11 protein-coding genes are annotated in these 12,063 nt (G+C 29.9%); all 11 read right to left on the reverse strand.

Annotated features, from left to right (window positions below; all coding sequences use genetic code 11):
* Positions 1-372: 372 nt before the first annotated feature.
* The 11 genes from EG2_RS07020 to EG2_RS07070 are packed head-to-tail and all read right to left on the reverse strand — an operon-like array spanning position 373 to position 12,058.
* A complete protein-coding gene (locus tag EG2_RS07020; protein ID WP_060814132.1) occupies positions 373-1,785 on the reverse strand; it encodes a lipopolysaccharide biosynthesis protein in 1,413 nt (470 codons plus the stop codon).
* A gap of 12 nt (positions 1,786-1,797) precedes the next feature.
* Positions 1,798-2,931 carry a glycosyltransferase gene (locus tag EG2_RS07025; RefSeq protein ID WP_060814133.1) on the reverse strand — a complete coding sequence of 378 codons (1,134 nt, stop codon included), beginning with the start codon at positions 2,929-2,931 and terminating at the stop codon, positions 1,798-1,800.
* Positions 2,912-4,153: an O-antigen ligase family protein gene (locus tag EG2_RS07030; RefSeq protein WP_060814134.1), complete on the reverse strand. Its 1,242-nt coding sequence runs from the start codon at positions 4,151-4,153 to the stop codon at positions 2,912-2,914. The genes EG2_RS07025 and EG2_RS07030 overlap by 20 nt, the downstream gene beginning before the upstream one ends.
* A gap of 3 nt (positions 4,154-4,156) precedes the next feature.
* Complete coding sequence (locus EG2_RS07035; RefSeq protein ID WP_060814135.1) at positions 4,157-5,266, reverse strand: glycosyltransferase; 1,110 nt, start codon at positions 5,264-5,266, stop codon at positions 4,157-4,159.
* Between the two features lie 11 nt (positions 5,267-5,277).
* Positions 5,278-6,096, reverse strand: a complete 819-nt coding sequence (locus EG2_RS07040; protein ID WP_060814136.1) for a hypothetical protein — start codon at positions 6,094-6,096, stop codon at positions 5,278-5,280.
* Positions 6,089-7,213: a non-hydrolyzing UDP-N-acetylglucosamine 2-epimerase gene (gene wecB / locus EG2_RS07045; RefSeq protein ID WP_060814137.1), complete on the reverse strand. Its 1,125-nt coding sequence runs from the start codon at positions 7,211-7,213 to the stop codon at positions 6,089-6,091. The genes EG2_RS07040 and wecB overlap by 8 nt, the downstream gene beginning before the upstream one ends.
* A gap of 2 nt (positions 7,214-7,215) precedes the next feature.
* Complete coding sequence (locus EG2_RS07050; RefSeq protein ID WP_060814138.1) at positions 7,216-8,325, reverse strand: capsular polysaccharide biosynthesis protein CapF; 1,110 nt, start codon at positions 8,323-8,325, stop codon at positions 7,216-7,218.
* A complete protein-coding gene (locus tag EG2_RS07055) occupies positions 8,322-9,344 on the reverse strand; it encodes a polysaccharide biosynthesis protein (RefSeq protein ID WP_060814139.1) in 1,023 nt (340 codons plus the stop codon). Before EG2_RS07055 ends, EG2_RS07050 begins: the two co-directional genes overlap by 4 nt.
* A 2-nt stretch (positions 9,345-9,346) precedes the next feature.
* Positions 9,347-10,561: a glycosyltransferase family 4 protein gene (locus EG2_RS07060; RefSeq protein WP_211279854.1), complete on the reverse strand. Its 1,215-nt coding sequence runs from the start codon at positions 10,559-10,561 to the stop codon at positions 9,347-9,349.
* A 1-nt stretch (position 10,562) separates the two neighbouring features.
* A complete protein-coding gene (locus EG2_RS07065; RefSeq protein WP_060814141.1) occupies positions 10,563-11,447 on the reverse strand; it encodes a sugar nucleotide-binding protein in 885 nt (294 codons plus the stop codon).
* The gene (locus tag EG2_RS07070; protein ID WP_060814142.1) at positions 11,444-12,058 is read right to left on the reverse strand and encodes a sugar transferase; all 615 of its coding nucleotides are present in this window, start codon (positions 12,056-12,058) and stop codon (positions 11,444-11,446) included. Before EG2_RS07070 ends, EG2_RS07065 begins: the two co-directional genes overlap by 4 nt.
* Positions 12,059-12,063: the final 5 nt, after the last annotated feature.

The raw sequence follows: 12,063 nt of genomic DNA on the forward strand, positions 1-12,063 counted from the left end.
GAATATCAAAACCAAACAGTTCAAAAAAAATGATTCACTTTAGTAAGAATTTTACTCAAATTAAAAGATCTCTGTCTGCTTGTCCAACGAATAGTCATTGCATTCTTTTCTATATATTTTTAATTAATCACATAAAGTATCATTGAGTCCATTTGAACACTTAATTTATTCAATCTATTATGAAGGCACCTTCACTATTTAATTTCTGTATTAAATTAATAATGATCAAATGACTTTTTAGTTTAATGTTTCCATCCTAAAATCTCATTTTTTGCAATACTCTTGCAAAAAAATAAGTATATAAAATAAAGACGGTTAATTAAAATTTGAAATAAATCTATATATTTTTTTGATTATTAAAGTCAAACTTGATTAGTTGAAATCCCAATTATGTGGATATTTCTTTATTTCTATAATTTTTTTTATTGTAGATACTTGACTTAATATAGAAACGAAAAATAAAAGGATTGTTATAAGCAAAACTAAAGTATTGCTTTTTGTATTCAAAACAGCGATAAAAAAGAAAAGAAAAATATTAAAAATTTGTTTCTTATACTCAATCTTAAAGCCATTTGTAACTGAAAAATACGTTCTTGATAAACAAAATATTATATACGAAGATGCCATAGCAATTCCTGCTCCGATAGTACCAAATTTAGGAACTAACAGATAATTTAGAATAATATTAGGTATAAGTGAAAAAAGACTTACATAAATATTTAGATAGCTTTTCCTTGAAAATACTATACCTAAAGTAGTAGTCTCACTGATTGTATAGAGTATAGGAGAAATGCTTAATAAACCAATGATGAACTGTGAATCACTATAATTATTTGATAACAATATTATTATATATTCTTTAAAAATAATAATAATAAAGAAAACTAAAGTCATCATTAAAAGCAGAGCATCTGCTACAAAAGAAAACATTTTTAATTCTTTATTTTCACTATTCCATCTATAGGCTGTTGGTACCCAAAAGCTAGTAAACGCTGTTTGTAATATTTGTAATAAATTTGCTACTTTTAAAGCCGCATTGTATATGCCTAACTCGTGGTATGAGCTATATCCACGTAAAAAAAGACGTCCTGATGTATTGAGTAAGTTATTTACAGAAGCAGCAATAACAAGTGGTACTCCAAAAATAATCATTCTTTTTACCAGTACTTGGTTTATCCGAAAATTTTGGAATGATAATAAATTTTTGTATCTCATAAATAGGACACAATCTCCCAAAATTTGACCAAATATCGATGAATACACAACAGTCAAAAATGATCTTTCACCTAATGACAGCAAAACAATTGTTGTAGCAAGTATAGTTATTTTCACGAATATACTGAATATTGAGTATTCAACTGCTTTCTCTCTCATCCTTATTTCTAATAATATAAATCGCTCGAAAATAGAGAAAACTATTAAGAGAGAAAAAAGCATACTAATATTTGTATATTTTATATTGTCGAATAAAATATATGAAACTTCTTTCCTAAATATAAAAATAAGTATAGATAAAAATGCTGACGCGGATAAGGGGAGCAATATTGCATTTTGAAATAGCATCTTTTTATCCTTTACTGAATGGTATTCTCTTGTGTAAGATTGATCCATACCTAGGTAAATAAAAGTTATTATCAAAGATTGGATGACTGAAAACATACTTGCCTTTCCAAATTCTGAAGGTGAAATAAAAAAAGTCGTGATGGGAACTGTTATAAAACTTATCACGGCACCTAATACAGGTCCTACGGAAAAGCCAATCAATTTTTTTAAAAAGTATTTCATTATATTCTCCTGTCACTTAATCCTCAAATCATCAATTACTCTTAGCCATTTTTTTCCAATTATTTCAATGGAAAAATCTTTTGACCTAGCTAACGATAATTCTTGATATTTCTTTAAATTCTTCTCGTTTTTTGTCAGCAATAAAATATATTTGTTCATGGTCGTCAAATCATATTGGGGAACAAGGAGTCCATATTTTCCTTTTTTTAGTATAGTATCTGGTCCACTATTTTCAAAGCTGATTATAGGTAATCCAGAAGACATCGCTTCGATAATAGACAAACCAAAGCCTTCCCAACGACTCGTAGATAAAAATATTGAACAAGAAGAATAGAATTCAATGAGCTGAGATTTATTCATTTCTCCACAATAGATTATTCTTGATTCTAATTTGTTTATTTGAATCATTTCAATTAATTTTTTCTTTTCTAGATCAGTTCCCGCCCCTGCAATTTTGATTTTCCATTCTCTGGGTAAATTTTTTGCAATTTCAATTAAATAATCAATTCCTTTTGTATTGAAATTTAATCGCGAAACAAAGGCTATACTTTTATTATTCAAGCCTGAAATCTTTGGATTTTCTAAAGTATTAGGATTATCTATTTGAATTACGTTATTTGAATAAAACGATATGTTTTGTTTATCTGAGTTTGTTAAACAAATAACTTGATCAGAACACTTTATTCCTTTGACCAAACTTTTACTAAATCTTCTATAGTAATTATTTAAATAAACTTCAAAATTACTATGCACCCAAGATATGAATTTAACTTTTGGTACTTTTGACTGTATTCTGTCAATTAAAGCAATTGAACTCCCTTGATTCATAATAACTATCTCAATATCATTTTGATTGATATAATCAATCAAAAACTTAACTTCAGCGCTTTTATATTTGCTAAAATCATAGTTTTTAAACAATACATATTGAGAGTACTTAACAAAATTTCTATATAATCTACAAAATCGATTTATTTTTCTATCAAAAAATGTAATTTTTTCTGAAGGAATGTCCATCTCAATCTTTTCTTTTTTTAAAGATACATAGGTAACATTATGCTGATCAGCAATTCTATTGCCAATTTTGGCAACAGAATTTTGAACTCCGCCAATCCCATAATCATCATTAACGAAACATATGTTCATTTTTTTCCTCCATTAAGAAAACATAAGTACTAAAAATTAATGAATGCAACATCCAAAACCAACCGCGGGTCAGTAAATTACTAGTACTTATTGAAGTGAAAACAAAAGCAATCAACAAGGCAACAAAAATAAGAAAGCAATTTTTCAAAATTAAATTTTCTATTTTAATAAAACTTCTGAATGAGCTTACATACATTTTTAAATAAAGAGAAATGTAAATAAGAAATACTATTATTCCCGAACTAACCAAAATTTCAAACCACCAATTATGAATTGGAAATGTTCCAAATGTTGGAAAAATATTGTTGGTCTCCATCATTAGTTCAATATTCCCCAAACCCACACCTAAAAATTTTGAATTTTTTAAGAATATAAAGCCATTCTTTATTAAATTTATTCTTGTTAAATCCGATGTTTTATTCTGCATATCGCTAAGAAAAGTTGTAGAAAGATTTATATTAACATATATAAAAATCAAGAAAATACACACAGAAATCACTGAAAATAATGCAAATAATTTCTTTAAAGTTAACGATTTAAAGACAAAATTATATAATCCTAGAAATGAAATGCCCATTAAATACCCCAATAAATTTGCTCTTGAACCAGAAAGAATGACCAGAGTCAAAGATGATATATAGGTAGCTATCAGAAATATCCTAACTTTAAAATTCTTATTTAAAACAATATACAGTAAAATAAAAAAAGATGAAATTGCCAAAAATGTTGATAGATCATTAGTATTGTAGAATGTTGAAGTAGGCAATCTTAAACTTTGATATAAACTTCTATACTCATCCGAAACAAATAGATATTTGCCAGTTAAATACTCTCTCCATCCCATAATATTATGGAACAAAACTACTAAAGTTAATGCGGACAAAAAAAATTTAAACTTACCATAGGTATTGATCATCTGCGAAAACATTAGCGTAGTGACAAATCCTACAAATAGAAAACGAAAACTTGTAAGAAAAACAAAAATATTTTCGTTGGTCCATAAGAGACTAAATAAGGAATAAAGCAACCAAAAAAGAAGTACATAAGAAGGTAAATTAAAAAAAATTGTCTTTTTTTTACTGAATATTTTCATTGTAATAAAAATAAAAAAACCCAATAGAAGTAATACTTGCCATGAAACAAAAACATATACTGGTATTATGTTATCAATCATGCTTAAAATAAAACTTATATATATTACAAGATATAATAATTTGTTCATTATTTATTTTACCTCTACTTTAATAAAAATTTCTTTCAATATATATTCCCAAGAATACTTCTCAATATTTTTTCCTTGCTCTTTTTTTATAACTTCTTCATTTAGATTATTGAACCAATCTCCTACTTCATCTAAATTGATTAAACTATCATTATTTGATACTTCAAATATTAAATTGTTGTGGTAAATCTGCTTTCCACTTGAAACTGATGGTATCCCCCTACATAGATAGTCCACTAATTTTATTGTAGTATCTAAATCAGCGCCTCTTTTATATAATGCCAAAGCACTGATTCCTATATCCATTGTTTCAAAAACTTTTGCTAATTCGTCTCTATCTAATCTACCTAAAAAATGTACTTTTTCATCCACATTTAACTTTTTTGAAATTTTTTTCAAATTCTCTATATCAGGTCCATCTCCTATTATATAGAAATTGAAATTATATTTTCTTTGCAATTCTAAGCTGCGGATAATTCGATCGAAACCATGGTACGGATATAAAGTACCTACACCGACTAAATTCAAATCTGTTGTTTTTTCTTCTATACTTCTCAATGGTATATTTTCATCTGATATACCATTAGTTATAGCAAACATTTTTTTTAAAATTCTTTTTTTGGAGTTACTAATTATTACGGGAATAACATTACTATAATGATACAAAATAGGAAAAGTTAAGAAATCGATGGTTAATTTAAAAAATGTAAACAATTTATTTTTAGCGACAGAAATTTGTTCTTTATAATAAGGAAAAGTTGGAAGTTCATAAATTATTTTCACACCATTTTTTTTAGCTTGCCTAAATAAAAGTAACTGGTAAACAGAAGGCTTTAGTGTATTCCTAAAATATAAATAATCAAACTTTTTTTCTTTTAATTGATTAATTGCAAGTTTGTTTAAACTTGCAATCGTGTCTTTCTGATTACAAACTATTTCTTTTGTAGCTAACTTACCATCTTCAAAGTTTAATATGACTAAATTTCCTTTAAATTTGCATATTAGTCTGCTTTTTTTAGATAATTTACTTAGTATTTCTAGATGTTTTTCAATTTTTTTGTATATTCCACTATATAAATCATATTCAATATTGGCTACATATAATAAACTCATCCATATCTCCTTTAGAAATATTCCTCAATAATTTTTTCTAGAGATTCTGCAATATATTTAGCTTTTTTTTGCTTGCCTAATTTTCCAGTGACCTTACTCTCTAGGTGCTCGACTTCAATTCTAGAATCATAATATATTCTACCGTTTTGTTTGAGAACTTCTTCAGCTATAAACGCTTCTTCACTATACATTAATGACATATAACTTTTATTTAATTTATCCAAAAAATTTCTTCTCAAAAAGAAAAAAGATCCATGAGCGGAATAAACATAACAGCTCTCTTCTTTATTTTTTTTAATCATAGCATGTTTAATATCTGATAAACTAAAGTACATATTAGCCAAAAATTTATTATTGAATATTTTCACTCTTCTTAATAATTCTCTCTTTGTATATCTTGTTTTATATTGGGGATTGCTATACGCATTAAGTTCTTTTGAAAAAACAGACGGAGCAACGCAGACAATATCATCACTATAATTCGTAGCTAAAAATTTTTTTATAAAAAATTTGTTAGGTATTTCAATATCTGTATTACTAAAGATTACCCAGTCAAGATTTTCCTTCCGAAATTGACTTTTTCTATATCCATAAAGAAGTCCATTTAAGTATCCTAAATTTCCATTTGGAAAGATTAATTCGCATTGAAATGAAATGCTATCTATCAATATTTCCAAACCTATTAAATCCTCATTATTAAATTTATTCATCACTAAAGTTACGAAAAAATCTATATCATCTATTACTTGGTTATTTAATTCATTCAAATATAATTCTATATCTTCATAGTTATCATAATATATGATAACATTTTGAATGGAGTTATTCATTCCAAACCACCCTTTTCACATAATCTGTATAAGACAAAATAATCCGAAGTACTTTCTCTGATACATTTGGCATTGAGTAGTCTGAAACTTTTCTTAATGTATCTTTTTCTTGTGTCTCCAGTACACTAAGTCCTTCCAGTATACGATCGCTAGCTAGTCCGACCATCATCACTGATGCTTCTTCCATAGCCTCTGGACGTTCATGAGCTTGACGAATATTCAAGGCTTTGAAATTAAGAATAGACGACTCTTCACTGATAGTTCCACTATCACTTAAAACTGCTTTTGCATTCATTTGTAATTTATTGTAATCATTGAATCCCATTGGTTTCATCGTTTGAACCAAGGAATGAAACTGAATTCCTTTTTGTTGAATCATTTTCATTGTACGCGGATGTGTACTGATAATTATTGGATACTGATATTTCTCAGCGATAGTATTTAATGATTCAACTAAATTAGAAAAGTTTTCTTCTGAACTGATATTCTCTTCTCTATGTGCTGAAACCAAAAAATATTCATCTTGTACTAATGATAATTCTTTTAAAATCATTGAGTTTTCAATATCTTCTTTTCTTGAATTCAACACTTCAAACATTGGACTACCAGTTTTAATGATACGATCTGCTGGGAGTCCTTCTCTTAGTAAATATTCTCGAGCAATATCACTATAAGTTAAATTGATGTCTGCCGTATGATCAACAATCTTACGATTTGTCTCTTCAGGGACACGCTGATCAAAACAACGATTTCCTGCTTCCATATGAAAAATAGGAATATGTCTTCTTTTAGCTGCAATAGCACACAAACAACTATTCGTATCTCCAAGCACTAAAAAGGCGTCTGGTTTTACTGTATCAAGAATTGGATCAATTTTAATTAAAATATTCCCTACGGTTTCAATAGCAGTACCCGTTGCAGCATTCAAAAAGTAATCGGGCTTTTTCAAATTAAAGTCTTCAAAAAAAACTTCATTTAACTCATAATCATAGTTTTGTCCTGTATGAACCAGTATATGGTCGATAGCTTCAGAATTTTCTAAACGATTGATTACAGCCGATAACCGGATAATCTCTGGACGAGTTCCAACAACTGTCATTACCTTCAATTTCTTCATATTCAAACCTCCATATAATAGGTATCCGGTTTTTGAGAATTAAATGGTTCATTTACCCACATAATCGTGACCATGTCTGAGGAACCTAAATTTTCAATGTTGTGGGTATAACCTACAGGAATATCCACTACTTCTAATTTTTCTCCAGATACAAAATACTCAATAACTTCTTCGGAATCAATTTTTCTAAATCGAATTACTCCTTCGCCACTTACAACCAAGAATTTCTCGTTTTTAGTATGATGCCAATGGTTTCCTTTAGTGATTCCAGGCTTAGAAATATTGACAGAAACTTGTCCGCGATCTTCTGTTCTTAAAAATTCAGTGAATGACCCTCTTTCATCTATATTCATTTTTAATGGATAAGAAAAGGCATCCTTAGGTAAAAAGCTTAAATATGTGCTGTATAAATTTTTCTCAATTCGATTACTCAAATTTGGAACAGATAAATTCTGACGACTATTTTTAAAAGATACAATGAGATCCCGTAATATACCCACAGTGATTGTATCAGTTTCTGGAACAACACAGTAACTTTCTTTTGAGGTGGGAGTCCCTTCCAAACAGTGAATCAATTCCTTAACAACATCGTCAATATAACATAATTCAATTTTAGCAGTTTCATCGTTAACGATGATTTCTTCGCCTCGAGCAATCTTGTAACAAAATGTAGCAACAACTGTATTATAGTTTGGCTTCGACCACTTCCCATATAAATTAGCAAAGCGATAAACATATACGTTAGCACCAGTTTCTTCTTGATAAGAAAATAGTAATTCTTCTCCTGCTTTCTTACTCTTACCATAAGAGTTATCTAATGCAGCTTGGATAGATGAGGAAATCATTATTGGACAAGTATTGTTATATTCTTTTAGCTTATCTAATAGAAGAGACGTGAACCCAAAATTTCCATCCATAAACTCTGAATCATTTTTTGGACGATTGACCCCAGCCAAATGAAAAACAAAATCAGCTTTTAAGCAGTACTCATCTAGTAAATAATCTGGTGTATCAATATCGTAGACAAAAATGTCAGAATATCCGTTATTCTTCAATTCAGCAACCAAATTTTTACCAACAAAGCCATTTGCGCCTGTCACTAAAATTTTCATTGTTTTACCCACTCTTTCAACTCTTTCTGAACATATTCTAATTCTAATAATTTTTCTTTAATTTGTTCCACTGAAAGACGTTGTGTATTATCTGAATTATATTCCCCTTCTTGAGTTAATTCTGTACTTCCTTCCACAAAATACTTATCATAGTTCAAATCACGTGTATCAGCAGGGACACGATAGAAGTTGCCCATATCTTTTGCCACAAGATATTCTTCTTTTGTGAGTAAGGTTTCATATCGTTTTTCACCATGTCTAGTACCAATGATATGAATTTCATTATCTGCATGAAATAGTTCTTTCACTGCTTGTGCTAGATCTCCAACGGTAGAAGCTGGCGATTTTTGAACCATGATATCCCCTGCTTTTGCATTTTTAAAAGCAAAGACGACAAGTTCAACTGCTTCTTCTAAGCTCATTAAAAATCTTGTCATACCTGGGTCTGTCACAGTTAATGGCTTACCAGATTTGATTTGTTCAATAAACAAAGGAATAACAGACCCTCTAGATGCCATAACATTGCCATAACGGGTACCACAAATCATAGTATTTTCATCAGAAATAGTTTTTGCTTTGGCAACAAAAACCTTTTCCATCATTGCTTTTGAAATTCCCATAGCATTGATAGGATAGGCCGCTTTATCTGTTGAAAGGCAAATAACTTTCTTCACTTCCATTTCAATAGCTGCAGTCACAACATTATCTGTTCCCATAACATTCGTTTTGACAGCTTCCATAGGAAAAAACTCGCATGAAGGAACTTGCTTTAAAGCCGCCGCATGGAAAATATAGTCAACACCGTACATTGCATTTTTCACGCTATTTATATCTCGTACATCACCAATATAAAATTTCAATTTATCATTATTGTATCTCTTACGCATATCATCCTGCTTTTTTTCGTCACGAGAAAATATACGGATTTCTTTTATATCGGAATCTAGAAATCTCTTCATTACAGCATTTCCAAAAGAGCCTGTGCCACCTGTTATTAGTAAAACCTTATCTTTAAACATATTTACATCCCCTCAACTAAAAAAGAATCCATAGAGTCTAATAATTTTTCTTTTTCAAAATTATTCTCAAAATAATTTCTTGAATTATTTCCTAATTTTTCGATTTGTTTTTTATCTAGTTTTACAATTTTCTTTATATTTTCAATCAAATGATTAACATCTCCAGCATCACTGGCATATCCACACTCTGCTTTTATTACAATATCTTTTGACTCTCCACTTGCCGATAACAATATTGGTTTGCCACAAGCCATACTGGATTGTAACTTTGCTGGAATAGTCATAGAGAATATCTCATTTTCTTGTAAACTAACAAACGAGAAATCACTTGCTGAAAAGATTTCCGATATCTCAGTTGGCGGAACTGGTTCCAAGAAATTGAAGTACTCTTGGAGTGCATTTTTCGTCACTTCATTTATTAAAATTTCAAGATATCGCCCACTACCAACAATATTAAACCTTACGTTTACATTCTCTTTTTTTAAACGCTGCCCAATTATAGGTAGAATTTCTAATCCTTGGGCCATACCTACATTTCCTGCAAAAGTAATGTTTATTTTATCATCAACAATAATCTTTTTACTTTTAGTAGCTCTAGTGTGATAAAATTCTTCAGCATATTGTGGCCAAAAAAATACCTTTTCGGGATCTACTCCTCGACTCTGTATATTTTTTTTGAAGCTTTCTGAAGCTGTAAAAATTTTATTACAATTTTTATAAATATAGTCCACCATTTTGTTAAGAGGTGTAATGACTAATGGGCTAGAAATACCAGTAATTATTTCAAAATTTTCTGGCCATAAATCCATTACATATATGTAGCAAGGTATTTTAAGTTTTTTTGCAATCCATACTGCCGGTAAAGCCTGAGTCATAGGAGAAACTTCATATATAAAAACCATATCAAAATTTTCTTTGTTAAATAGCTTCCAAAACCATCCAGAGATAACGAAAGAAAGGTAATTTAGTGCCATTGTCATGCTACTTTTCTTTCTTGGAATAATTGGAATTCTAATTATATTTATACCGTTGAGATTTTCATTGCGACGTTTATTAAATCCGTATCCTTCAAAAAAATCCCCCTGGGGATAATTTGGAATTCCTGTGAGAACAGTAACATCATATCCTCTTTCAATCCAAGAATTACATATATCGTTAATTCTGAATTGTTCAGGAAAGAAATATTGTGAAACTACTAAGATTTTTTTCGACATTATTTTAATTACCTACACTTCTTTCAGACGTATCTCTCACACTATTAGATTTTAAATCAGTATTTAAATTATCATAAACTAGACTTCCAAAAGCCTTGTTAACTAATTTTCCAATTTTCCCAGGAAAATATCCTAAAAGATAAATGAACCAATTCAACCATGAAAACAAGTAAATCTTTTTTCCATTTTCAAGTGCAAGATCTCTAACCATATAACTTGTCCTAACATAATTTTCATCCTGGGGGAAAAATACCCCGTTATCTGAGGAGTCGACTCTAAATTTGATAAATTCACATAATCTCTCAATACTTAGCATTGATCGCTCATTTTTTATATTTGGAAAAAGTGGAAGTTTATTAGCTATTTTTACTAATTGCTGATAATTTCCTTTACTACCTTCACCATAAATCATAGGCGGTCGAATAATTGCGAGATGAAAATTTTCGCTTTGAAGTAATGTTAATTGTTTTTCAGCCTGCCATTTACTGTCCCCATAAAAATTAGATGGACTTGGTTCAGTTTCGGGTGTTATTACCCTTTTTTTATTGATATTTGTTTCTTCACCATAGATAATAATCGAACTCATATAAATAAACTGTCCAACTCTTCCATTTAAATCGTTCTTATACTTTTTAGCTGTTTCAACAGCTAAATCACAATTTACTTTATAATAAAGTTGTTTGGTTTCTTCACTTACTTTTGAAACATCGGCATGGGCTATTCCAGCTACATGAAAAACAGACTCATAATGAGAAAAATCTTTTGCTTTCCAAAGGTCGCCATGCATATCCAATGTATCGATTTGGTACTCATCACCAAACTGCTTCATCCAATTCTCGAAAGAGGTGCCAATGTAACTGTTGGCGCCAGTTATTAAAATCCGTTTCATTCCACATCCTCCTTCTTCATCGTTCCGGTACCACCTTCGACGACACCATCACTTTTAAATACAGAGGTAATCGTTCTAAAGAAACATTTGACATCCATTCCAAAACTAATGTGTTCTGTATAATCCCCATCAAGCTTAGCTTTTTCCTGTATCTCTAGCTCATCACGTCCACTGATTTGAGCCAGTCCAGTCAATCCCGGACGAATGTCATTTGCTCCATATTTATCTCGTTCTTCAATCAAATCGTATTGATTCCATAATGCTGGACGCGGACCAATCACTGCCATATCACCTTTTAAAATATTAAAAAGCTGCGGCAATTCATCTAAACTAGTTTTTCGCAAGAATTTCCCAACTTTTGTGATAAAAAAATCAGGATTCTCTAACAAATGAGTCGGCATTTCTTTTGGAGTATCAACTTTCATCGTGCGAAACTTGTAGATATTAAAATGACTTTTGTCTTTACCAACTCGCTTTTGTTTGAAAATAATCGGTCCTTTTGAATCTACTTTAATTGCTAGACACAAGATCAAAAAAATCGGGGAAAGAATGATTATCCCTGCTAAGGACAGCAAAAAGTCGATCCCTCGCTTTACCCTATCTTTGTACACTTGAT

The organism is Enterococcus gallinarum NBRC 100675, from assembly GCF_001544275.1.
In the GTDB taxonomy this organism is placed as follows: domain Bacteria; phylum Bacillota; class Bacilli; order Lactobacillales; family Enterococcaceae; genus Enterococcus_D; species Enterococcus_D gallinarum.

What these genes read in the sequence shown, in the direction of transcription:
- EG2_RS07020 (WP_060814132.1), bottom strand. Translation starts at nt 1,785, where the DNA reads ATGAAATACTTTTTAAAAAAATTGATTGGCTTTTCCGTAGGACCTGTA.
- EG2_RS07025 (WP_060814133.1), bottom strand. Translation starts at nt 2,931, where the DNA reads ATGAACATATGTTTCGTTAATGATGATTATGGGATTGGCGGAGTTCAA.
- EG2_RS07030 (WP_060814134.1), bottom strand. Translation starts at nt 4,153, where the DNA reads ATGAACAAATTATTATATCTTGTAATATATATAAGTTTTATTTTAAGC.
- EG2_RS07035 (WP_060814135.1), bottom strand. Translation starts at nt 5,266, where the DNA reads ATGAGTTTATTATATGTAGCCAATATTGAATATGATTTATATAGTGGA.
- EG2_RS07040 (WP_060814136.1), bottom strand. Translation starts at nt 6,096, where the DNA reads ATGAATAACTCCATTCAAAATGTTATCATATATTATGATAACTATGAA.
- wecB (WP_060814137.1), bottom strand. Translation starts at nt 7,213, where the DNA reads ATGAAGAAATTGAAGGTAATGACAGTTGTTGGAACTCGTCCAGAGATT.
- EG2_RS07050 (WP_060814138.1), bottom strand. Translation starts at nt 8,325, where the DNA reads ATGAAAATTTTAGTGACAGGCGCAAATGGCTTTGTTGGTAAAAATTTG.
- EG2_RS07055 (WP_060814139.1), bottom strand. Translation starts at nt 9,344, where the DNA reads ATGTTTAAAGATAAGGTTTTACTAATAACAGGTGGCACAGGCTCTTTT.
- EG2_RS07065 (WP_060814141.1), bottom strand. Translation starts at nt 11,447, where the DNA reads ATGAAACGGATTTTAATAACTGGCGCCAACAGTTACATTGGCACCTCT.